The following is a 23,426-nucleotide window of genomic DNA, read 5'->3' as shown; positions in this document are numbered from 1 at the left end:
CGTTAACTTACAGAGAAGTTACGTTGCCAGCTGCTGGGCCTTTAGCGCCGTTCTCGATGGTGAAGGAAACTTTCTGACCTTCGTCCAGAGATTTGTAGCCATCGTTCATGATAGCGGAGAAGTGTACGAACACGTCTTTTGAACCGTCGTCAGGAGTGATGAAACCGAAACCTTTATCAGCGTTGAACCATTTTACGATACCAGTCATTTTACCGGACATAGAAATTACCTTTAAATATTAAATGAGCCTTTCGGCATTATGGCATGCTTTACAGAATTTAAAAGCGTAAAGAAAATGTCGCTACGAGGGGTACCAATGGATAACCTTGAAGGGAACTGCTTTACTCACTGCTTTGTGGTCTGTAGGTCAAACCGTGAGTGCATTAACGCATACTTCTTATCTGGAAAGCAAACGTTATCCGCAGGAAATTTATGAGGCCGCTTCGTTTTGACACCAGTGAATTTAGTTTAATAATTTGATTTTAAAGAAAATAACCTCTTTTGAATGCTAATGTAAAAAAATGTCATTACGCCCCAGCAGTACTCCTGCTGGGGTATTTTTTATACTTTTTGGCCCGACTCTGGCAAAACTACCGGTACGGCGTCCGCGGTTTTAAGCTGACGTTTGCTTGCTGCATATTTAATCATTAATGCCATAGCTGACAGCAAGGCAGGGATCGCCAGCAGCGCGAAAATGGTCTTGAATGAAAGCTCAGCCTGCATCAGGAATGCGCCACTGAAGGCCCCCAGAATTCCTCCGAAGCGGCCTAGCCCCAGCATCCAGGCGACACCCGTTGCTCGCCCCTGAGTCGGGTAAAAACCCGCAGCCAGCGCGGGCATTGACGATTGTGCGCCGTTCATAATGGTACCAGCGATAAACACCATGACTCCCATCAGCACCAGGCTGTCGGTTGAGAAACCGACCAGGCAGACGAATATCCCCGTGAGCAGATAACCCACGGCGACCACTTTATTCGGATTGATTTTGTCCATTAACGCGCCGAGTATCAGCACCCCAATACCGCCGCCCAGTGGGAACAGTGCGGTAATAATAGATGCCTGGCTCAGCGTCGCCCCTGTCTCGCGGATCAATAGCGGCAGCCAGCTGGTCAGCAGGTAGAAAATTAACAGGCCCATAAAGTAGGTCAGGCACAGCATAATGGTGCCCACCAGGTAGCGTGGGGAGAAGATCACGCCCAGCGCCGATTGCTCTTTCACCTGTCCGGCTTCTTGCAAAACAAAATGAGTATTATCCGGTAGAGGAGCAATACGGCGCAGAATGGTGCCAATCTGCTGCTGGGATTTATTCTTCACCGCCAGATAACGGGCGGACTCCGGTAACAGAATAATTAGTGCGACGGCCAGCGCAAGCGGCATCACGCCGCCAAGCACCAGCACGCTCTGCCAGCCGTAATGGGGGATCATCCAGGCGGAAATAAATCCTCCCATTGAGGAGCCAATCGGGAAACCGACAAACATCAGGTTAACCAATAATGCCCGACGCCGCTCAGGGGCGTATTCGCTCATTAACGTTGCGGCGTTCGGCATGGCGGCACCAAGTCCCAGGCCGGTCAAGAAGCGCAGGACGGTTAACTGCGTTAACGAGGTGGCGAAAGCGGTAATCAGGCTAAAGCCGCCAAACACCAGAATCGAGAGCACCAGGACTTTCTTGCGGCCAATGCGGTCTGCCATTGGGCCTGCGGTGAGGGCACCCAACGCGAGGCCGACTAGCGCAGCGCTCATGACAGGGCCAAGGTCTGACTTCTGCACGCCCCACTCCTGAACCAGGTCAGAGGCGATAAAACCGATTATGGCGGTGTCAAACCCGTCCATTGCGACAGTCACAAAGCACAGCACAAGAATCATCCACTGGTACTTTGAGAAAGGGTGACGGTTGATAAAAGCCTGAATATCCGTTGTTGTCTGTGTTGTCATGCGGTAATTCCTGCTAGCGATTGAGAGAGCCGGATTGATATCTCTTATCTCTCCCGATGGTATCGAGGTGTTTGGGCGATTATCGAACGAGTTGTCGTTAATCGTTCATTAAATCAAATCACTTAGCGGTGTTTCTCACAATGCATGGGCAAACGTAAGTGTGCGATAATCGTTCACCCATAGGTCGCCCGCTGAGAATTAATGTTTTAATTACATAAATATCAGATAGTTAATTGCATGGTTGATAGTTGGATTTATTGCGATAAATGTGATGAATGCAACAGCTTGTTAACATTTATGCTGAACCGGTGTCGAACCGATGAAAAAGGTATCTTGCGGCGCGGCTCTGGACTATCCTTGTCATCGTTAGGCACGCGTGTGCCGGTTTGCGCTTTTTTTTGGCTGAAGGAGTATGAAAATGGCGACAGGAAAGTCCTGCTCTCGCTGGTTTGCGCCTGTTGCGGCGTTATTGATGGTTGTTAGCCTGAGTGGGTGTTTTGATAAGGAAGGCGATCAGCGTAAAGCCTTCGTCGATTTCTTGCAGAATACCGTGATGCGTGGCGGTGAACGCCTACCAACGCTGACGGCTGACCAGAAAAAACAGTTCGGGCCTTTTGTTTCCGACTATGCCGTCATTTATGGTTATTCACAGCAGGTGAGCCAGGCGATGGATGCGGGTTTACGCCCGGTTGTTGATAGCGTTAACGCCATTCGCGTTCCGCAAGATTATATGACTCAGCGCGAGCCGCTGCGTCAAGCCAATGGTTCGCTGAACGTACTGAGCCAGCAGTTGCAGAATGCAAAAATGCAGGCTGATGCCGCTCATGCCGCGCTGAAGCAGCCCGACGATCTGAAACCGGTATTTGATAAGGTTTACAGCAAAGTGGTGACCGCGCCGTCTGAGGCACTGCAACCGCTTATCCCAGCAGCTCAGGTCTTTACCCAGCAGCTGGTTCAGGTGGGTGACTTTGTCGCACAGCAGGGCGCTGAGGTGAGTTTCGTGGCGAACGGTATCCAGTTCCCGACTTCTCAGCAGGCAAGTCAGTACAACACGCTGATTGGCCCACTGGCGTCGCAGCACCAGGCATTTAGCCAGGCCTGGACCGCAGCCGTCGACGCGACCAAATAATGTTTTTGGCCCGGCACCCTGCCGGGCCAGTTTGTTTTAGCCTGCAACCTGCGGGTTCACGCAGTTTTTCTCCACTTTCCCTTCCAACGCATCAATCAGGTTATCTACTGCACAAGCAGCCATGTTATAGCGCGTTTCATGCGTTGCAGAGCCAATATGCGGCAGTGCCACCACGTTCGGCATTTTCAGCAGCGGCGAATCCACCGAGAGCGGTTCCTGCTCAAAGACATCCAGCCCAGCGGCGTGGATCTCACCCTTCTCCAGTGCGGCAATCAGCGCCTTTTCATCGACCACCGGGCCGCGACCCGCGTTGATAAAGATGGCGGACGACTTCATGCGGGCGAACTGTTCAGCGCCAAACAGATGGTGCGTCTCATCGGTCAGCGGCAGGATCAGGCAGACGAAATCAGCCTCCTCCAGCAGAGTATTTAATTCACAGTAGCGGGCATTAAAACGTTCTTCAGCCTGTGGGTGACGACGACGGGCGTTATACAGAATCGGCATATCAAAGCCAAAATGCGCGCGCTGGGCCAGCGCCATGCCAATGCGTCCCATCCCTACAATGCCCAGCGTTTTATGGTGGACATCAATACCGAACCAGTCTGAACCGATGCCCTTTTTCCATTCACCCGCTTTGACGCGCTCCGCCACTTCAACCACACGACGAGCCGAACTCAATACCAGCGCCATGACCGTATCGGCCACGGTTTCGGTCAGGACGGTTGGCGTATGCATTAGCAGCACACGGCGGGCGTTGAGCGCATCGACGTCAAAATTGTCATAACCTACGGAGACAGTGGAAGCGGCGCGAAGCTTTGGCATCTTCTCCAGCAGGGCGGTATTGACGGCTTCACTGGAGCCCAGCAGGCCTTCTGCTTCGGCAAAAGCCTGTTGATGCTGCGTAACGGTTTCCGGGCGCAGGTTAGCCACCTGAGTCACGGTAAAATGCTCTTCCAGGCGATGCAGTAAATCGTCAGGTAACGCTTTATAGAGAATAATGGACGGCTTCATGCGAATCTCCGTAAGTTAAAATTTAAGCGTGGCGTGCGCCAACCGGTAGCTGTTGATTATTAGCAGGCTTAACAATCAGAGTTAGCCATACTGAGGCAAAAAGCGCTACCCCCATAAAAATGTACGATGCCGATGGGCTTCCGGTGACGCCGTTAAGGTAGCCGACGACCCAGGAACCGAGGAACGAGCCCAGTGCACCCATACTGTTGATGAGCGCCATCGCGCCACCGGCCACGTTGCGCGGCAGCATCTCAGGAATGATGGCAAAGAAGGGCCCGTACGGCGCGTACATGGCGGCACCGGCAATCACCAGCAGGGTGTAAGAGAGCCAGAAGTTATTCGCGCCGACCGCCCATGAACCAATAAAAGCAAAGGCGGCAATCAGCAGTAATGGCCAGACGAACAGCTTGCGGTTTTGCAGCTTATCGGAAGCCCATGAGACGACAATCATCGCCACCGTTGCCGCCAGATACGGCACTGATGACAGCCAACCCACTTCGACCATGCCTAAGTTTGCGCCCCCGCTGCGGATAATCGACGGCAGCCACAGCACGAACCCATAAACCCCGATGCTCCAGGTAAAATACTGCATGCACAGCAGGATTACGTTGCGTGATCGGAACGCTTCGCCATAGTTACGCACCGCTTTAATGCCCTGCTGTTCACGTTCGAGCTGCGCCTGCAAGGCCGCTTTTTCTGACTCATTTAGCCAGCCAACCTGCGATGGTTTGTCTTTAACCAACACCCACCAGCAGAATGCCCAGATGACCGCCGGGACACCCTCAATAATGAACATTTCACGCCAGCCCAGCGCCTGAATAAGATAGCCAGAAACCACCGACATCCACAGCACCGTCACCGGGTTGCCGAGTATCAAGAAGGTGTTGGCCCTTGAACGCTCTGACTTGGTGAACCAGTTACTGATATAGATGAGCATCGCCGGCATCACGGCCGCCTCAACGATACCGAGGATAAAACGAATGGCAGCCAGTGCGGGAATGTTGCTGACAATCCCAGTCAGTGATGCGCAGCCGCCCCACAAAATCAGACACACAAAGATCAGTTTGCGTACGCTGCGGCGTTCGGCGTAAATCGCGCCGGGGATTTGGAAGAAGAAGTAGCCGAGGAAGAACAGGGCGCCAAGCAGGGATGAAATCCCTTTGGTGATCCCTAAGTCTTCGTTAATTCCGGCGGCGGAGGCGAAACTGAAGTTCGCACGATCAAGATACGCCAGGCTGTACGTGATAAACACGATTGGCATGATGTACCACCAACGTTTTGCTGCGTTTGTAGAGCTGTTCATAGGCCTGCCTCTATTTTCGCTTTGCCGCCGCTGCATGTAGGGTACAGAGGAGGCGGTTTTTAAACGTGACGTTATTCGCCTAACGCTTCACGCGTCGGTAATCCTTCGCTATCGCCCTGGACCTGAATGGCCAGCGCGCCAATTTTATTGCCGCGGGTTACCGCCTGATGCAGGCTTCGGCCTTCCAGTAGCGCGCTGATAACGCCTACGGCAAACCCATCGCCAGCCCCGACCGTATCAACGACGTTGTCCACCTTCACCGGAGCAACGCAGCCCTGCTCGCCGTCAGCGGTTTTATACCAGGCGCCATCGGCACCGGTTTTCAGCACTACGGCTTTTACGCCGTGATGGAGATAAAAATCGGCAATCCCTTCCGGTGTTTGCTGCCCGGTTAAGATCGCGCCTTCTTTCAGACCCGGCAGCACCCAGTCGGCCTGGAACGCCAGAGCGTTGAGTTTTTCAACCATCTCCGCTTCACTTTTCCACAGCACCGGGCGTAAGTTTGGGTCAAAAGAGAGCGTTTTACCCTGGGCTTTCATGGTGCGTGCGGTGTGGGCCAACAGTTCGTATGAGCTATCTGAAAGTGCCGCAGCTACACCGCTTAAGTGGAGATGACGCGCGCTGGAGAAGTACGCATCCTGATAATCTTCAATCGACAGATGGCTAGCAGCCGAACCTTTGCGGAAATACTCCACAATGGGATCGGTTCCATTTTCGACTTTAGATTTGAGCTGAAAGCCGGTTGCATGATGAGGATCAATCGCGACACCGCGGGCATCGATCCCCTCTTTTTTCAGGGAGTTGACTACAAAACGGCCAAAACTGTCATTTCCCACGCGGCTGACCCAGCCCACATTGAGCCCCAGACGAGCAAGGCCAGTCGCAACGTTGAGTTCGGCCCCGGCTACGCGCTTAATAAACTGCTCAATGTCTTCTAAATCGCCGGTCTGGGTGGCGACAAACATGGCCATCGCTTCACCGATGGTGATGACATCCAGTGAATCTTTCATCGATTACTCCTTACGTAACAGGTCAACGTAGCGGCGAGTGACTGTCGTCAGGTCAGCGCCCTCTAACGGGAATTCAATACCGCGCGGCACGTCCGCAGGCAGCGCGTTTAATAGCGCCAGCCAACGCGGTTCCGCTTCATCGGGTGGAATGGCGCGGTAGCTATCTCGATGTGAGGTGGCGGCTTTAACGTGAATATAGCCGACGGATGGCGCCAGCTGTTGGGCGGCAGCTTCCGGGGAGTCGCCAACCCACAGCCAGTTGCCCATATCAAATGTTAGTGATATTGGCAGTTTTTGCGTATGGCAGGCGGCATTAAAGCGCTGCATTGGCGGCAAGCGTCCGCAGTCGGTTTGATCGTTCTCGACCACCAGTTTCATGCCGCTGCTGTCCAGCCAGTCGCGAAGCAGGGTAAACGGCCTGGTATCGGAATAATGGCCCAGCGAAACCTTCAGCCACAGCGCGCGGAGTGTTTTAGCTTCTTCCAGCAATGCCGGAAGTTGCGGGTTGAGAGTGCCATCGGGCATAAACAGGGGTTCTGGGGCAGAGTAGCAGGCTAGCAGGCCCGCCGACTCAATGGCGGATGCCAGGTCGGGCAGCGTTTCAAGCTCCGCTGGCGTGAACATTTCACGGCGAATTTCCACGCCATCTGCCTTTGCGCCCGCGATGATAGGCAGCAGAGCAATTTGTCCGCCAGCGTGGCGAACAACGTCGTGGCCGTAGGCGGCGGTGACCACCATGATTTTTCTTTGCATAGGAACTCCAAATCTAACGCTCTTGCTAATACGCTAAATGGAATCGGTTCCAAAGAAAATCATACTATGTTGAATTTATGATCACCATCACGAAGGAATGTTAACGCGCCGTTGATCCGCGCACGATAAGCTCACCTGAGAACACCTGCTCATGTAGCGTTTCTGAAGTGCCTTCAATGCGGCGAACCACCTGCTCGACGGCGGCGTAGCCAATCTGCCAGGTAGGCTGTTTCAGGGTGGTAATACCCACGCCGGCAAGCTCCGCCCACTCCAGTTCATCGAACCCCAGCAGGCCGATATCACTGCCCCAGTTCAGGCCGATGCGTTTCATCGAGCGGGCCACCTGTAGCGTGAGCGCGCCGTTGGCGGAAATGACCGCTTTGCGCATTCCGCGATGTTGCTGATGAAACTGGCGCAGCGTGTTATCAAGCTGGGCGTTTTCGGCCAGCGGCACCTCTGCATTCTCCGCCACCATTCCTGGATAACGGGCAAGCGTGGCGCGAAAGGCGCTCAGGCGCTCGCGGCGGGTGTTGACGGTGCCGAGCGGCTCACTGAGAAACAGCAGCGCTTCAAAGCCTTGCTCAATGAGATGTTCGGTAGCGGTGGTGGCGGCCTGAGTGTTATCCAGCCCCACGACGTCACAAGCAAAATCAGGAATTTTGCGGTCGATAAGCACCATCGGTAGGGCGGATTGCTGTAGCCGATGCAGGCCCTCTTCGCGCATCCCGACAGCATTCACCACAATGCCTTCCACCTGATAACTGCGCAGCAGATCGAGATAGTGCAGCTCCTGATCCACCTCGTTATTGGTGTTACACACCAGCGGGGTGAAGCCTTTGTCGCGACATGCGGCTTCAATGCCGCTTAACACATTTACCGAATAGGGATTGGTGATATCGGCGATGATGAGGCCAATCAGGCGGGTACGGCCGCGCTTTAAATTGCGGGCCATCAGGCTTGGGCGATAGTCGAGTTCGGCAATAGCGGCTTCAATACGCGCCAGCAGCGCATCGGAAAGCAGATGTTTTTCGCCATTAAGATAACGTGAAATGCTGGTTTTGCCGGTTTTCGCGGCTTTTGCCACATCGCTGATGGTAGGGCGCGCTGATTTTGCCATGGAAATGTCTCTCGCCTGAAAGTGACAACACCTTAACGCGAAAATCGTTGATGGCAAGTTGATTCATGTCGGATGGTGACGCCACCATCCGACGGCACAATTACTGAATTGGGCTTAAGGTGATTTCAACGCGGCGGTTCTGTGCTTTGCCTTCAGCCGTGCTGTTGCTGGCGATTGGGTTCGCTGGGCCCATACCGCGCGTGCGGATGCGGCTGGCTTCAACGCCCTGAGTAATCAGCGAGCTGGCCACGCTATCGGCGCGCTGCTGGGAAAGACGCATATTCAGATCCTGGCTTCCGGTGCTGTCGGTGTAGCCCATCACGTTAACGGCGGTCTTATTGTACTCTTTCAGCACCATCGCCACGCCGGTCAGCGTGTTCGCACCCGCCGGTTTAAGGGTTGCGCTGCTGCTATCGAAGGTGACGTTGTTTGGCATATTCAGGATGATGTTATCGCCGCTGCGGGTTACGCTCACGCCAGTGCCCTGCATTTTGTCTCGCAGTTTGGCTTCCTGAACATCCATGTAATAGCCTACGCCGCCGCCGAGCGCTGCGCCCGCTGCCGCACCAATCAACGCGCCTTTGCCGCGATCTTTCTTCGATGACGAGAGCACGCCGACGCCCGCGCCGACCAGCGAACCGATGCCCGCGCCAATGCCAGATTTACCCGCTTCACGTTCGCCGGTATAAGGGTTTGTTGTGCAGCCAGATACCGCCAGGGTGCCGCTCACAATAGCAGCAATGACCAAAATACGTTTATTCATCTTAATTCCTTGTGACATTCTTATTTTCACCACAGCGACCGTGGCGCATGATTATGACGTGCGAACCTGAAGAAAATTCTTGGGAACTCTCTGAAATTTGTAAGTAACATTGACCGGCGCAATAAATAAACGATGACCACCTGCAGGAGCGCTCACTTTGTCTACACCCTTTTCCGTATTAACCGCCGCCCATTGGGGGCCGATTCTTGTCGACACTGACGGCGAGAATGTTCTGGCGTCCCGCGGGGCGTTGCCGACTTCGCATCCTAATTCGCTGCAAAGCGTGGTGCGCGACCAGGTGCACAGCAAAACTCGCATCCGCTATCCGATGGTACGTAAAGGTTATCTGGCCTCGCCGGAGGCGCCTGTAGGCGTGCGCGGTCAGGATGAATTTGTGCGGGTGAGCTGGGATGAGGCGCTGGATCTTTTGCACGCGCAACACAAACGTATTCGTGAGACGTATGGCCCATCGGCCATTTTTGCCGGTTCTTACGGCTGGCGGTCTAACGGCGTACTGCATAAAGCGGCAACGTTGTTGCAGCGGTATATGAGCCTGGCTGGCGGCTATACCGGTCATTTGGGTGATTACTCTACCGGCGCGGCACAGGCCATCATGCCGCATGTGGTTGGCGGCAATGAGGTGTATCAGCAGCAGACCAGCTGGCCGCTGATTCTCGAGCACAGCGAGGTGGTCGTACTGTGGAGCGCCAATCCGCTTAATACGCTGAAAATTGCCTGGAATGCCTCGGACGAACAGGGCATCGCTTATTTTGAGGCGCTGCGAAAAAGCGGTAAAAAGCTGATCTGCATCGATCCGATGCGATCGGAGAGCGTGGAATTTTTCGGCGATGCGATGGAGTGGGTAGCCCCCCATATGGGAACCGATGTGGCGCTGATGTTAGGGATTGCCCATACGCTGGTGGAAAACGGCTGGCACGATCGCGCGTTCCTTGAAACCTACACCACAGGGTATTCAGTTTTTGCCGATTACCTGCTGGGCAACGCGGACGGCGAGGCTAAATCGGCACAGTGGGCTGCTAAGATTTGCGGAGTAAGTGCGGATAAAATTCGCGAATTAGCGGATATCTTCCGTCAAAATACCACCATGTTAATGGCCGGGTGGGGAATGCAGCGCCAGCAGTTTGGCGAACAAAAACATTGGATGCTGGTGACGTTAGCCGCCATGTTAGGACAGATCGGTACGCCAGGCGGCGGTTTTGGTCTTTCCTATCATTTTGCAAATGGTGGCAATCCAACGCGACGTGCGGCGGTGCTCGCTTCCATGCAGGGTTCGGTTAAAGGCGGTGTCGATGCCGTGGATAAAATCCCGGTGGCGCGAATCGTTGAGGCACTGGAAAACCCCGGCGCGCCCTATCAGCATAACGGTCTCGACCGCCACTTCCCGGATATTCGCTTTGTCTGGTGGGCGGGCGGCGCCAACTTTACCCATCACCAGGATACCAACCGTCTTATCAAGGCCTGGCAGAAACCAGAGCTGGTGGTTATCTCTGAATGTAACTGGACGGCCGCCGCGCGCCACGCCGATATCGTCCTGCCCGCCACCACCTCGTTCGAACGTAATGACCTGACCATGACCGGCGATTACAGCAATCAGCATCTGGTGCCGATGAAAAGGGTGGTGATGCCGCGTGATGAAGCGCGTGATGATTTCGAGGTGTTCGCCGATTTAAGCGAGCGCTGGGAGAAGGGCGGTCGCGCGCGATTTACCGAAGGCAAAAGTGAACTCCAGTGGCTGGAAACTTTTTACCGCATCGCCGGTGAGAGGGGCGCGAGCCAACAGGTGACGTTGCCGCCATTCGACACTTTCTGGGAAGCCAATCAACTTATTGAAATGCCGGAAAGCGCGCAGAATGCGGCGTTTGTCCGTTTTAGCGCGTTTCGCGCCGACCCGCAGGCCAATCCGTTAAAAACCCCGAGCGGTAAAATTGAGATCTATTCTGAGCGCATTGCCAGCTTCCAGTATCCGGACTGTCCACCGCATCCCATGTGGCTGGCGCCCGATGAGTGGCACGGCAACGCGCAGCCGGGGCAGCTTCAGCTCTTATCCGCTCATCCCGCGCACCGTTTGCACAGTCAGCTCAATCACACTTCACTGCGCGAACGCTATGTGGTGGCAGGGCGTGAGCCGCTGACGATAAATTCGCAGGATGCAAAAGCGCGGCAGATCCGTGAAGGTGACCTTGTGCGCCTGTGGAATCAGCGTGGTCAGGTGCTAGCCGGTGCCGTGGTCAGTGACGATATCAGGCCTGGCGTGATGTGCTTACATGAAGGGGCATGGCCTGATTTAGCCCCTGAGGCGGGTGGCATTTGCAAAAATGGCGCGGTGAACGTGCTCACCAAGGATATCCCCAGCTCACGGCTGGGGAATGGCTGCGCGGGCAACACGGCGCTGGCCTGGGTCGAAAAGTATGACGGCCCGGCGCTGGCGTTAACCGCCTTTAATCCGCCTGCCAACGCATAATCCAGGTGGGATGCCGGGTCTCCTCCTGCCACGCGCTGTCTTCAATACGAAAACCCTGCGCGTGGTAGAAATTTACCGCCCGGATATTTTTCTGGTACACCTCAAGGCTTAAATCAGAAAAATGCTGCTTAGCGACGTTAATCAACGCGCTACCAATCCCCCGATGAATGGCATCGGGGGCAACAAACAGTGCGCCGACGAAACGTTCCTGAATCACGCTGATAAAGCCGAGCAGGCCCTGTGGTTCTTCCCAGACCCAGGTTTCGGCAACAGGGAGATAGGTATCTCGCACGCTCGGCAGGCTATCCTGCCAGTACTGTTCGGCAATAAACGGATGTGCGTAGGTGGTGCTATCCAGCCACAGCGCGAGTAATGGCTCGAACTGGCTAGTGTTCCATTTTCTGATCATGCTGAACTCCAGGATGGCAGAAGCAGCCGGTCACATGGTCGTTGACCAGACCGCAGGCCTGCATGAAGGAATAACAAATCGTGGTGCCAACAAATTTGAAGCCGCGTTTTTTGAGGGCTTTCGACAGGGCGTCTGAGATAGGCGTTGAGGTCGGAATGTCGCTAAGCGTTGCCGCGTCGGTGATTGTCGGCGTGTTATCGACAAACGACCAGACGAAATCGTTGAACGGCTCACCGTTGGCCTCCATCGCCAAAAACGCGCGGGCGTTGCCAATGATGGCCTGAATTTTTCCCCGGTGGCGAATAATGCCGGCATCCAGCACCAGGCGTTCAACATCTTCTTCGGTCATCGCCGCCACCTTCACGGGGTCGAACTGATGGAAGGCCTGACGATAATTTTCGCGTTTTTTCAGCACCGTTATCCATGACAGCCCGGCCTGCTGGCCTTCAAGACAGATCATCTCAAACAGCATTTGCTTATCACGCTGGGCCACTCCCCATTCGTTATCGTGATACTCGATATAAAGCGGATCCTGGCTTACCCAACCGCAACGTTGCATCTGGTTCTCCCTTTTTTTGTCGATGACCCACGCACCTTAATAAAACCCTGAACTTCGCTTGACGCCGAAAATAAAGAAGCAATAGTTAATACAGGAGTCACTCCTATAAAACATAACAATAACTGCCGAATCTGGCTCTTCTCTGGAGTCAATTGATGATTAACAAGAAATGCATTGGTCACTGGCGATATATGTCGCCAGCAGCGGTTTTCGTGTGGATGTTACTTTCCCCACATGCGCATGCATGGCAACAAGAATATATCGTGTCTGACTCACACAATAATACTGCTGAGCGCTATACATGGGATAGCGATCACCAACCTCGCTATGATGACATTCTGGCTGAGCGCATTGAAGCGGTGCAGTCAGGGCCCGGGTTAAACAGAAATGCACCGGACGATATGCCGCTGGACGCCAATAAAACGATGAGTTTGGGCTGGAATTTTCCGCTCTCCGACCACCTCACTACGGGGCCGGTTGCACAATGGCATTATGATGGTTCGCCGGGGTATATGTGGAATGAGTTTGGTGATGTTGCGTCGACCGCATCGCTGACCGACCCCTTGTGGCACGCCAGCGTCAGCACGCTGGGCTGGCGGGTAGATTCACACGCCTGGCTGGGCATTCGCCCGTGGGCGCAGGTGAGCTACAATCAGCAGTTCGGTGAAAACCAATGGAAAGCGCAGTCCGGGCTTAATCGTATGCCCACGGCTTTACAGGACGGTAACTGGGTTGATGTCACCGTTGGTGCCGATATGTTGCTGAATTCACATCTTGCCGCTTATGCCGCGCTTTCGCAGGCGGATAATATGAGCGTTGGGGCGAACTATTTCTACACCATGGGCGTCAGCGCACGCTTCTGAAATCGTCAATTTATCTTATAGACATCAGCGGCAGGTCATTTTTTGCAATGTCGTTCATTCCGCCGCTGATGCATTTCATTCCGTCCTGAACGCACTTCATGCCTTTTTAAACCCGCGAAAATGCTAACTTCGTTATCGTTGGCAGCAGTTAATTTAAGAAGGCATCTTCATCATGAACGCTGCAACTAAAAATCACACTCGCTGGCTGACATTATTCGGCACCATTATTACCCAATTCGCTTTAGGTTCCGTTTACACCTGGAGCTTGTTCAACAGCGCGCTGTCTACCAAGCTGGATGCATCCGTAAGCCAGGTGGCGTTTTCTTTTGGTCTGCTAAGTTTAGGCCTGGCTATCTCCTCATCAGTTGCCGGTAAACTGCAGGAGCGTTTCGGCGTGAAGCACGTCACTATGGCCTCTGGTGTTTTGCTGGGCTTAGGCTTCTTCCTGACCGCACATGCGAACAGCTTGCCAATGCTGTGGCTGAGCGCAGGGGTGATTGTCGGCCTCGCGGATGGCGCAGGTTACCTGTTAACGCTTTCCAACTGCGTAAAATGGTTCCCGGAACGTAAGGGTCTGATTTCTGCCTTTGCTATCGGTTCTTACGGTTTAGGCAGCCTGGGGTTCAAATTTATCGATAGCCACCTGCTGGAAACCGTCGGCCTGGAAAAAACCTTCATGATCTGGGGCGCCATTGTGCTGGTGATGATCGTCTTCGGCGCGATGCTGATGAAAGATGCACCAAATCAGGCAGTAGCAAGCCACGACGGTGTGATGGAGAACGATTTCACGCTGGCCGAGTCAATGCGCAAACCACAGTACTGGATGCTGGCAGTGATGTTCCTGACGGCTTGTATGAGCGGTCTGTACGTTATCGGTGTGGCGAAAGATATTGCGCAGGGCATGGTACATCTGGATCTGGCGACGGCGGCTAACGCGGTGACGATTATCTCTATTGCCAACCTGAGCGGTCGCCTGGTACTGGGTATTTTGTCCGATAAGATTTCCCGCATTCGTGTTATCACCATCGGGCAAGTTATTTCTCTGGTAGGGATGGCAGCACTGTTGTTCGCACCGCTCAATGAATACACTTTCTTTGCAGCCATTGCCTGCGTTGCCTTTAACTTTGGCGGCACGATTACCGTATTCCCATCGCTGGTCAGTGAGTTCTTTGGTCTGAATAACCTGGCGAAAAACTACGGTGTGATTTACTTAGGTTTCGGGATTGGTAGCATCTGTGGTTCGCTGATTGCTTCCCTGTTCGGCGGCTTCTATGTGACCTTCTGCGTCATCTTCGCCTTGTTGATTATCTCCCTGGCGCTGTCGACCACTATCCGTCAGCCAAAAACAGAAATCTTGCATCAGGCGCACGCCTGAAAATAATTACCTCACTTATTAAGTAGATTCTGGCCAGATATTTTTGTAAATATCTGGCCAAATCACATTTCTCCCAAATACTTTTCCCCTTTCTTGTTGTCTACTGACCGCGCTTGCAATAAAGGCTCTTATAGCCGACCGCAAATATTAACGAGTTTACTTACTGTTATTGGTAACACGTTTTTGGTTCTCCCTTTTTCCAGGGTTTTTCGCATGACATATATAAAAGCGATGTCCCAGCAGACGCTCAGTTTTCTGCTGGCTATCTACATCGGCTGGTTTATGAATTATTCCGTGTTTGTCCGTCGGTTTGAGGGCTACCTACAAGATTTTAGCGCCGAAAAAGGGATTTTTATCGCTATTGAGCTGGTGGGCACGTTGCTGGTGACGTTCTTCTTACTGCGTATGCTGTCGTTAGGTGGACGTACGCTGTGGAAGGTATTGGCAACGGTGGTGGTGTTGATTTCTGCCGGCGCCAGCTACTACATGACCAATCTGAACGTGGTGATTGGTTATGGCATTATTGCCTCGGTAATGACCACGGATGTCGATCTGTCTAAAGAGGTCGTCGGTTGGCATTTCATCTCATGGCTGGTGCTGACCAGCATCGTACCGTTGGTTTTCATCTGGCTGAACGGCGCGCGCGATACGTTGCTCAATCAACTTCGCACGCCGGGGCAGCGTGTCCGCAGTATCGCGGTGATTTTAGCGTGCGCTGCGTTAGTGTGGGGGCCGATTCGCCTGATGGAGGCCCATCTCAAGGAGAGCGAGCGTCTCTCGCAGGTTGATTTGCCAAGCTACGGCGGCGTGCTGGCAAACTCCTATCTGCCCACGAACTGGGTCTCCGCGCTGAGCCTGTACGGCTGGACGCAGGTCGATGAGAGGTTTGACACCAAAGAGTTTATCGACCCGACCAAAAAATTCACCTATGTCGCACCGGAAGGTCTCGATGATACCTATGTGGTGTTTATCATCGGGGAAACCACCCGCTGGGATCATATGGGTCTATTCGGCTACGAGCGTAATACCACGCCGGAGCTGGAAAAAGAGAAAAACCTGGTGGCGTTCCGTGGCTACTCCTGCGACACCGCCACCAAGCTGTCACTGCGCTGCATGTTCGTGCGTCAAGGCGGTGCCAGCGATAACCCGCAGCGCACGCTCAAAGAGCAGAACGTGTTTGCAGTATTGCATCAACTCGGTTTTACCGGCGACCTGCTGGCGATGCAAAGCGAGCTGTGGTTCTACAGCAACACGATGGCGAATAACATTGCCTATCGTGAGCAGATTGGCGCCGAACCGCGTAACCGCGGCAAAAGCGTCGACGACATGCTGCTGGCCGATGAGATGAAAACCGTGTTGGCGCGTAGCGGTGTGGACGGTAAGCATCTGATTATCCTGCATACCAAAGGTTCACACTTTAACTATACGCAGCGCTATCCGCGTAGTTTCGCGCAGTGGAAGCCGGAGTGCGTCAACGTGGACGATAAGTGCAGCAAGGCGGAGTTAATCAATTCTTACGATAACTCAATCACCTATGTTGACCATTTCCTGGTGAATATCTTCGATCAGATGCGCGACAAGAAGGCGATTGTGTTCTTTGCCGCCGACCACGGTGAGTCTATCAACGAGCATGAGCGCCTGCACGGTACGCCGCGCAAGATGGCGCCGCCGGAGCAATTCCGCGTGCCGATGATGGTGTGGATGTCGGATAAATATCTGGAAAACCCTGACCACGCGAAGTCGTTCGCCTACCTGAAACAACAGGCCGCGATGAAGCAGCCAAAGCGTCACGTTGAGCTGTACGACACGATTATGGGTTGTCTGGGATACACCTCGCCGGATGGGGGTATCAACGAGCATAACAACTGGTGCCACGTACCTGATAAGAAGTAGCGCTGGGTTTGATTCGGCGCTGCCCCGGGGGCGGCGTAAACGCCTTGCCCGGGCTACCACTCGATGTCGGATGCTGGGGTGTAGGCCGGATAAGGCGTCGCCGCCATCCGGCAATGTGGTGACGATAATTGTAGCCCGGCCGAGCGAAGCGACGCCGGGAACATGCCCCCTTCCCAGGACGACAACACCGTCCCAAATTCTTCCGCTACGCGTTAACAATTCTGTGACATATTCCATTGCTTTTTTTTATGCATAGATGAATCTTTTTTCGTGCTACTTATGACTAAGCCCAGCATTTTCACCTGTGCGTTTTAACGTTCACCGCATTAATCGCTCAGATATTCATCATATCGAAAGAATTTTTTCACCTAACGCTTAAATGTTAATCACTAAATGTTGCAAAGTATTAAGTGGATAACTCTGCCTTTAACGCCGTAGCATAAATTTCTCTGCTGAAAATAGCCCTTGGGGGTTTTTTTAATCTTTGCCCATCTATTCTCACCTTCAATACAAATCCCGGCTAACTGTATTGACGTATTCACATTCTGTTGACAGATTGTAGGGCATGAGGGGCATTTCATGGAGAATATGCGCTGCAACTCAGTTGTTCTAAGTGAAAGGAATTCCGCCTCTATTACGCATCGACCTGGCCGGGTAAAACACAAATAAAGGCCTGGCGGTGTAACCCATTGCAAAGGGTAAAACAACACATATCACTTTGGAGCACAATAATGAGTATTTCCTTGAAGAAGTCAGGGATGCTGAAGCTGGGTCTCAGCCTGGTCGCTATGACCGTTGCCGCCAGCGTACAGGCAAAAACCCTGGTTTACTGTTCAGAAGGTTCGCCGGAAGGCTTTAACCCACAGCTCTTCACGTCTGGCACCACCTACGATGCCAGCTCAGTTCCTATCTATAACCGTCTGGTTGAATTCAAAACCGGTACCACGGAAGTGATCCCGGGTCTGGCGGAGAAATGGGACATCAGCGAAGACGGCAAAACCTACACCTTCCACCTGCGTCAGGGCGTGAAGTGGCAGGATAATAAAGATTTCAAACCGACGCGTGACGTGAACGCCGACGATATCGTCTTCTCCTTCGATCGTCAGAAAAATGCCCAGAACCCGTATCACAAGGTTTCTGGCGGCAGCTATGAATACTTTGAAGGCATGGGCCTGCAAGACCTGATTAGCGAAGTGAAAAAAGTCGACGATAACACCGTTCAGTTTGTGCTGACTCGCCCGGAAGCGCCATTCCTGGCAGACCTCGCGATGGACTTCGCGTCCATTTTGTCAAAAGAATATGCTGACAACATGCTGAAAGCCGGTACGCCGGAGAAGGTTGACCTGAACCCAATTGGTACTGGTCCATTCCAGCTGCTGCAGTACCAGAAAGACTCCCGCATTCTCTACAAAGCGTTCCCGGGCTACTGGGGCACCAAGCCGCAGATCGACCGTCTGGTCTTCTCCATCACGCCTGACGCTTCCGTGCGTTACGCCAAGTTGCAGAAGAACGAATGCCAGGTGATGCCGTACCCGAACCCGGCTGATATCTCGCGCATGAAGCAAGATAAGAGCATCAACCTGATGGAACAGGCGGGCCTGAACGTGGGTTACCTGTCCTTCAACACCGAGAAAAAACCATTTGATGATGTCAAAGTTCGCCAGGCGCTGACCTACGCGGTCAACAAAGAGGCGATCATCAAAGCGGTTTATCAGGGTGCAGGCGTTGCCGCTAAGAACCTGATCCCACCAACCATGTGGGGCTATAACGACGACGTCAAAGACTACAGCTACGATCCAGAAAAAGCCAAAGCGCTGCTCAAAGAAGCAGGCCAGGACAAAGGCTTTACCGTTGAGCTGTGGGCGATGCCGGTACAGCGTCCATACAACCCGAATGCTCGCCGCATGGCTGAGATGATTCAGGCTGACTGGGCGAAAATCGGCGTACAGGCCAAAATCGTGACCTACGAGTGGGGCGAGTACCTCAAGCGTGCGAAAGCGGGCGAACACCAGGCCGTGATGATGGGTTGGACCGGGGACAATGGGGATCCGGATAACTTCTTCGCCACCCTGTTCAGCTGTGCTGCGGCGAAAGACGGTTCCAACTACTCTCGCTGGTGCTACAAGCCGTTTGAAGATTTGATTCAACCGGCACGTGCGACCGACGACCACAACAAGCGTATTGAACTGTACAAACAGGCTCAGGTGGTGATGCACGATCAGGCTCCGGCGCTGATCATCGCTCACTCCACCGTTTACGAGCCAGTGCGTAAAGAAGTCAAAGGCTACGTGGTTGATCCATTAGGTAAGCACCACTTCGACAACGTCTCTATCGAATAATAAAGATGATGCCTTAATCGGCAACGCGACGCTTCCTGCCCCCCTTGGGTGGGAAGCTGCGCCGTATCTGCGTCCCTCTCGTTTGAGCAAGACGGCAGATTTGTGAGCAATACAGACGTCCTGTGACCAGGCGGGCCGTCATTAGAGAGAATCAGGGTTATGTTGCAGTTTATCCTCAAACGTTTGGGTCTGGTGATCCCAACGTTTATCGGTATCACCCTTCTGACGTTTGCCTTTGTGCATATGATCCCCGGCGATCCGGTGATGATTATGGCGGGCGAGCGTGGTATTTCCCCTGAGCGCCACGCCCAGCTGCTGGCCGAACTTGGCCTTGATAAGCCGATGTGGCAGCAGTATCTCCACTATATCTGGGGCGTACTGCACGGCGACTTGGGTATTTCATTAAAAAGCCGACTCCCGGTATGGGACGAGTTCGTGCCGCGCTTTAAAGCGACGCTGGAACTCGGTATCTGCGCCATGATTTTTGCCGTCGCTGTGGGTATCCCGGTAGGTGTACTGGCGGCAGTTAAACGCGGTTCTATCTTCGACCACACCGCGGTGGGTCTGGCGCTGACTGGCTACTCTATGCCGATTTTCTGGTGGGGCATGATGCTTATCATGCTGGTATCGGTACAGTGGAACCTGACGCCGGTTTCCGGGCGCGTGAGCGATATGGTGTTCCTTGACGATACCAACCCGCTAACTGGTTTCATGCTGATTGATACCGCCATCTGGGGCGAAGAGGGCAACTTCATCGACGCGCTGGCGCATATGATTCTGCCGGCGATGGTGCTGGGTACGATTCCGCTGGCGGTGATTGTGCGTATGACCCGTTCGTCGATGCTGGAAGTGCTGGGCGAGGACTATATCCGCACCGCCCGTGCTAAAGGCCTGACCCGGATGCGCGTGATTATTGTCCACGCCTTGCGCAATGCCATGCTGCCGGTGGTCACCGTTATCGGCCTGCAGGTCGGTACGCTGCTGGCTGGGGCCATTTTGACGGAAACCATCTTCTCCTGGCCGGGCCTGGGACGTTGGTTAATCGATGCCCTACAACGCCGCGACTATCCGGTGGTGCAGGGTGGAGTACTGCTGGTGGCGACGATGATTATCCTCGTCAACCTGCTGGTTGACCTGCTGTACGGCGTGGTTAACCCGCGCATCCGTCATAAGAAGTAAGGGGCCGTCATGACACAAGTTACTGAAACCAAAACGGTGTCCGCACCGGTGCCGATGACCCCTTTCCAGGAATTCTGGCATTACTTTAAACGTAATAAAGGCGCGGTCGTTGGCCTGGTGTATGTGGTCATCGTGCTGTTTATTGCCATCTTTGCGAACTGGATTGCGCCGTATAACCCGGCGGACCAGTTCCGCGATACGTTGCTGGCTCCTCCTGCGTGGCAGGATGGCGGCACATGGGCGCATCTGTTTGGCACTGATGATGTGGGCCGCGATGTGTTATCGCGTCTGATGTACGGCGCGCGTTTATCGCTGCTGGTCGGCTGCCTGGTGGTTGTACTGTCGCTGATTATGGGCGTGGTGCTTGGGCTGGTTGCCGGTTACTTCGGCGGTATTATTGATAACGTCATCATGCGTGTTGTCGATATTATGCTGGCGCTGCCAAGCCTGCTGCTGGCGTTGGTGCTGGTGGCGATCTTTGGCCCTTCCATCGGTAACGCCGCGCTGGCGCTGACTTTCGTGGCCCTGCCGCACTATGTCCGCTTAACGCGCGCCGCCGTGCTGGTGGAGGTGAATCGCGACTACGTGACCGCTTCCCGCGTGGCCGGCGCTGGCGCGCTGCGCCAGATGTTCGTCAATATTCTGCCGAACTGCCTTGCTCCGCTGATTGTTCAGGCGTCGCTCGGTTTCTCTAACGCCATTCTCGATATGGCTGCTCTTGGCTTCCTGGGGATGGGCGCTCAGCCGCCTACGCCGGAATGGGGCACCATGCTCTCTGACGTTTTGCAGTTTGCACAAAGTGCCTGGTGGGTTGTGACCTTCCCGGGGCTGGCTATTCTGCTGACGGTACTGGCATTTAACCTGATGGGTGACGGTTTGCGTGATGCGCTCGATCCCAAACTGAAGCAGTAAGAGGTTCGAGATGGCGTTATTAAATGTAGATAAATTATCGGTGCACTTCGGCGACGAAGGCACACCGTTTAAAGCCGTAGACCGCGTAAGCTACAGTGTGGATCAGGGTGAAGTGGTCGGTATCGTTGGGGAATCGGGCTCGGGGAAATCGGTCAGTTCTCTGGCGATTATGGGGCTGATTGACTATCCCGGCCGCGTGATGGCGGAAAGCCTCGCCTTCAACGGTCAGGATTTGAAGCGTATTTCGGAGAAAGAGCGCCGGAATCTGGTGGGCGCCGAAGTGGCGATGATCTTCCAGGATCCGATGACCAGCCTCAACCCGTGTTACACCGTCGGTTTCCAGATTATGGAAGCCATTAAGGTGCACCAGGGTGGCAACAAGAAAACCCGTCGTCAGCGGGCTATCGACCTGCTAAACCAGGTGGGGATCCCCGACCCGGCTTCGCGTCTCGACGTATATCCGCACCAGCTTTCCGGTGGTATGAGCCAGCGCGTGATGATCGCCATGGCGATTGCCTGTCGTCCAAAGCTGTTGATTGCCGATGAACCGACCACCGCGCTGGACGTGACCATTCAGGCGCAGATCATCGAACTGCTGCTGGAATTACAGCAAAAAGAGAACATGGCGCTGATTCTGATCACCCATGATCTGGCGCTGGTCGCCGAAGCGGCACACAAAATCATCGTGATGTACGCCGGTCAAGTGGTGGAGACCGGCGCGGCAACGGATATCTTCCGCGCGCCACGTCATCCGTATACTCAAGCCTTACTGCGTGCGCTGCCGGAGTTTGCCCAGGATAAAGCACGTCTGGCCTCGCTGCCGGGCGTGGTGCCGGGCAAGTACGATCGCCCTGCAGGCTGTCTGCTGAACCCGCGCTGCCCGTATGCCACGGATAAATGCCGCAGCGTTGAACCCGAGCTGAACCTGCTTGCCAGCGGTCGTCAGTCGAAATGCCACTACCCACTCGATGATGCCGGGAGGCCCACACTATGAGTACGCATGAGGCCACCTCGCAGCCGCTGCTGCGGGCCATTGATCTGAAAAAACACTATCCGGTGAAAAAGGGCATTTTCGCCCCGGAACGCCTGGTGAAAGCGCTGGATGGCGTATCCTTTACCCTCGAGCGCGGTAAAACGCTGGCGGTGGTGGGCGAGTCAGGCTGTGGGAAATCCACTCTGGGCCGCCTATTAACGATGATTGAAATTCCGACCGGCGGCGAACTTTATTATCAAGGGCAGGATCTGCTTAAGCACGATCCACAGGCGCAGAAACTGCGTCGGCAGAAAATCCAGATTGTGTTCCAGAACCCATACGGTTCGCTGAACCCGCGTAAGAAAGTGGGGCAAATTCTGGAGGAGCCGTTACAGATAAACACCTCGCTTAGCAAAGAGCAGCGCCGTGAAAAAGCGCTGGCGATGATGGCGAAGGTGGGTCTGAAAACGGAGCATTACGACCGCTATCCGCATATGTTCTCCGGCGGCCAGCGCCAGCGTATCGCGATTGCCCGCGGTTTAATGCTCGACCCGGACGTGGTGATTGCTGATGAACCGGTTTCTGCCCTCGACGTGTCTGTCCGCGCACAGGTATTGAACCTGATGATGGATTTGCAGCAGGATCTGGGGCTGTCGTACGTCTTTATCTCGCACGATCTGTCGGTTGTTGAGCATATTGCTGATGAAGTGATGGTGATGTATCTGGGGCGCTGCGTGGAGAAGGGTACGAAGGATCAGATCTTCAATAATCCTCGTCACCCATACACCCAGGCGTTGCTCTCAGCGACCCCACGTCTGAATCCGGACGACCGTCGCGAGCGCATCAAGCTGACAGGCGAACTGCCAAGCCCGCTCAATCCACCGCCGGGCTGCGCATTTAACGCTCGCTGCCGCCGCCGTTTTGGGCCGTGTACTCAGCTGCAGCCGCAGTTGAAAGACTACGGGGGTCAGTTGGTCGCGTGTTTTGCGGTTGATCAGGACGAAAATCCAGAGAAAACGGCGTAAACCTATACTCATCAGCTATAACAGAGCCGCAGGGATAAAACCCTGCGGCTTTTTTGTATTTGTCGCCCGGGCAAGGCGTTTACCCCGCCCCCGGGGCTGCTCGGTGCTCCCGGCGTCGCTCTGCTCGGCCGGCTACGGGCCGGTCGGGCGCAATTCTGAAAATGAGGCGGTGACAGCGAGTTGAGCGGCAGATTGCAGTAGTATCGTCGGCAAGTCGGGTTTCCCCGATGAGGCGCAATGTTGCGGGGGCTTGATCCCCGGCGGCATCGGTTGTTGGAAAGAGAAAAACCCCCGCACGTTGTTTGGTATAAACCGGCAACATAACGGGGGCCATTCACTTGACCAGACATCAAGAGGATAGCCGCGAACGGTTGCCATTGCAACGCAGGCGGTTAT

The 23,426-nt window shown here is 54.2% G+C and carries 20 protein-coding genes; 10 read left to right on the top strand and 10 right to left on the bottom strand.

Annotated features, from left to right (window positions below; genetic code table 11):
• Positions 1 to 7: 7 nt before the first annotated feature.
• Positions 8 to 220 (bottom strand): RNA chaperone/antiterminator CspA, encoded by a 213-nt coding sequence (cspA, locus tag ACIPDS_RS14415; protein WP_061284519.1) that lies wholly within the window; start codon positions 218 to 220, stop codon positions 8 to 10.
• Positions 221 to 561: 341 nt separating this feature from the next.
• The gene (locus tag ACIPDS_RS14410) at positions 562 to 1,935 is read right to left on the bottom strand and encodes an MFS transporter (protein WP_400737041.1); all 1,374 of its coding nucleotides are present in this window, start codon (positions 1,933 to 1,935) and stop codon (positions 562 to 564) included.
• Between the two features lie 418 nt (positions 1,936 to 2,353).
• Between ACIPDS_RS14410 and ACIPDS_RS14405 the strand changes: the two genes are divergently transcribed.
• Entirely contained in the window at positions 2,354 to 3,064 is a 711-nt protein-coding gene (locus ACIPDS_RS14405; protein WP_166515317.1) for a DUF3053 domain-containing protein, read from the top strand.
• 36 nt (positions 3,065 to 3,100) lie between these two features.
• Here ACIPDS_RS14405 and ghrB read toward each other — a convergent pair whose 3' ends face one another.
• From ghrB to ACIPDS_RS14375, 6 genes are all read right to left on the bottom strand, one after another.
• Positions 3,101 to 4,075 carry a glyoxylate/hydroxypyruvate reductase GhrB gene (gene ghrB, locus ACIPDS_RS14400; protein ID WP_400737038.1) on the bottom strand — a complete coding sequence of 325 codons (975 nt, stop codon included), beginning with the start codon at positions 4,073 to 4,075 and terminating at the stop codon, positions 3,101 to 3,103.
• A gap of 22 nt (positions 4,076 to 4,097) precedes the next feature.
• On the bottom strand, positions 4,098 to 5,378 hold the full coding sequence (locus ACIPDS_RS14395) for an MFS transporter (protein ID WP_166515319.1): 1,281 nt from the start codon (positions 5,376 to 5,378) through the stop codon (positions 4,098 to 4,100).
• A gap of 71 nt (positions 5,379 to 5,449) precedes the next feature.
• Positions 5,450 to 6,388 (bottom strand): sugar kinase, encoded by a 939-nt coding sequence (locus ACIPDS_RS14390; protein ID WP_400737034.1) that lies wholly within the window; start codon positions 6,386 to 6,388, stop codon positions 5,450 to 5,452.
• Positions 6,389 to 6,391: 3 nt separating this feature from the next.
• Positions 6,392 to 7,141 (bottom strand): sugar phosphate isomerase/epimerase family protein, encoded by a 750-nt coding sequence (locus tag ACIPDS_RS14385; protein ID WP_400737032.1) that lies wholly within the window; start codon positions 7,139 to 7,141, stop codon positions 6,392 to 6,394.
• Positions 7,142 to 7,241: 100 nt separating this feature from the next.
• Positions 7,242 to 8,258, bottom strand: coding sequence for a LacI family DNA-binding transcriptional regulator (locus tag ACIPDS_RS14380; protein WP_400737030.1), 1,017 nt, complete (start codon positions 8,256 to 8,258; stop codon positions 7,242 to 7,244).
• Positions 8,259 to 8,358: 100 nt separating this feature from the next.
• Positions 8,359 to 9,021 (bottom strand): OmpA family lipoprotein, encoded by a 663-nt coding sequence (locus ACIPDS_RS14375; protein ID WP_166515323.1) that lies wholly within the window; start codon positions 9,019 to 9,021, stop codon positions 8,359 to 8,361.
• Between the two features lie 157 nt (positions 9,022 to 9,178).
• Between ACIPDS_RS14375 and ACIPDS_RS14370 the strand changes: the two genes are divergently transcribed.
• Positions 9,179 to 11,503 (top strand): molybdopterin guanine dinucleotide-containing S/N-oxide reductase, encoded by a 2,325-nt coding sequence (locus ACIPDS_RS14370; RefSeq protein WP_400737027.1) that lies wholly within the window; start codon positions 9,179 to 9,181, stop codon positions 11,501 to 11,503.
• Here the strand turns inward: ACIPDS_RS14370 and ACIPDS_RS14365 are convergent.
• Complete coding sequence (locus ACIPDS_RS14365) at positions 11,481 to 11,912, bottom strand: N-acetyltransferase (RefSeq protein WP_166515325.1); 432 nt, start codon at positions 11,910 to 11,912, stop codon at positions 11,481 to 11,483. The genes ACIPDS_RS14370 and ACIPDS_RS14365 overlap by 23 nt on opposite strands.
• Positions 11,890 to 12,471 (bottom strand): DNA-3-methyladenine glycosylase I, encoded by a 582-nt coding sequence (gene tag, locus ACIPDS_RS14360; protein WP_400737023.1) that lies wholly within the window; start codon positions 12,469 to 12,471, stop codon positions 11,890 to 11,892. The genes ACIPDS_RS14365 and tag overlap by 23 nt, the downstream gene beginning before the upstream one ends.
• Positions 12,472 to 12,626: 155 nt before the next feature.
• Here tag and ACIPDS_RS14355 point away from each other — a divergent pair, with 155 nt between their 5' ends.
• From ACIPDS_RS14355 to dppF, 8 genes are all read left to right on the top strand, one after another.
• The gene (locus tag ACIPDS_RS14355; protein WP_400737020.1) at positions 12,627 to 13,334 is read left to right on the top strand and encodes an autotransporter domain-containing protein; all 708 of its coding nucleotides are present in this window, start codon (positions 12,627 to 12,629) and stop codon (positions 13,332 to 13,334) included.
• Between the two features lie 172 nt (positions 13,335 to 13,506).
• On the top strand, positions 13,507 to 14,709 hold the full coding sequence (locus ACIPDS_RS14350; protein WP_166515328.1) for an MFS transporter: 1,203 nt from the start codon (positions 13,507 to 13,509) through the stop codon (positions 14,707 to 14,709).
• 213 nt (positions 14,710 to 14,922) lie between these two features.
• On the top strand, positions 14,923 to 16,602 hold the full coding sequence (gene eptB, locus ACIPDS_RS14345; RefSeq protein WP_166515329.1) for a kdo(2)-lipid A phosphoethanolamine 7''-transferase: 1,680 nt from the start codon (positions 14,923 to 14,925) through the stop codon (positions 16,600 to 16,602).
• Positions 16,603 to 17,333: 731 nt separating this feature from the next.
• On the top strand, positions 17,334 to 18,941 hold the full coding sequence (gene dppA / locus ACIPDS_RS14340) for a dipeptide ABC transporter periplasmic-binding protein DppA (protein WP_166515330.1): 1,608 nt from the start codon (positions 17,334 to 17,336) through the stop codon (positions 18,939 to 18,941).
• A 159-nt stretch (positions 18,942 to 19,100) separates the two neighbouring features.
• A complete protein-coding gene (dppB, locus tag ACIPDS_RS14335; protein ID WP_279215856.1) occupies positions 19,101 to 20,120 on the top strand; it encodes a dipeptide ABC transporter permease DppB in 1,020 nt (339 codons plus the stop codon).
• Between the two features lie 9 nt (positions 20,121 to 20,129).
• Entirely contained in the window at positions 20,130 to 21,032 is a 903-nt protein-coding gene (gene dppC / locus ACIPDS_RS14330) for a dipeptide ABC transporter permease DppC (protein WP_166515332.1), read from the top strand.
• Between the two features lie 10 nt (positions 21,033 to 21,042).
• A complete protein-coding gene (gene dppD, locus ACIPDS_RS14325) occupies positions 21,043 to 22,026 on the top strand; it encodes a dipeptide ABC transporter ATP-binding protein (protein ID WP_166515333.1) in 984 nt (327 codons plus the stop codon).
• Positions 22,023 to 23,030, top strand: coding sequence for a dipeptide ABC transporter ATP-binding subunit DppF (gene dppF / locus ACIPDS_RS14320; RefSeq protein WP_400737012.1), 1,008 nt, complete (start codon positions 22,023 to 22,025; stop codon positions 23,028 to 23,030). The genes dppD and dppF overlap by 4 nt, the downstream gene beginning before the upstream one ends.
• The last annotated feature ends 396 nt before the right edge of the window (positions 23,031 to 23,426 follow it).

Origin of the sequence: Kluyvera sp. NPDC087067, assembly GCF_044745165.1 — a bacterium.
In the GTDB taxonomy this organism is placed as follows: domain Bacteria; phylum Pseudomonadota; class Gammaproteobacteria; order Enterobacterales; family Enterobacteriaceae; genus Kluyvera.
The sequence above is the reverse complement of the archived record's forward strand: the minus strand, read 5'-3'. Positions and strand labels throughout refer to the sequence as shown.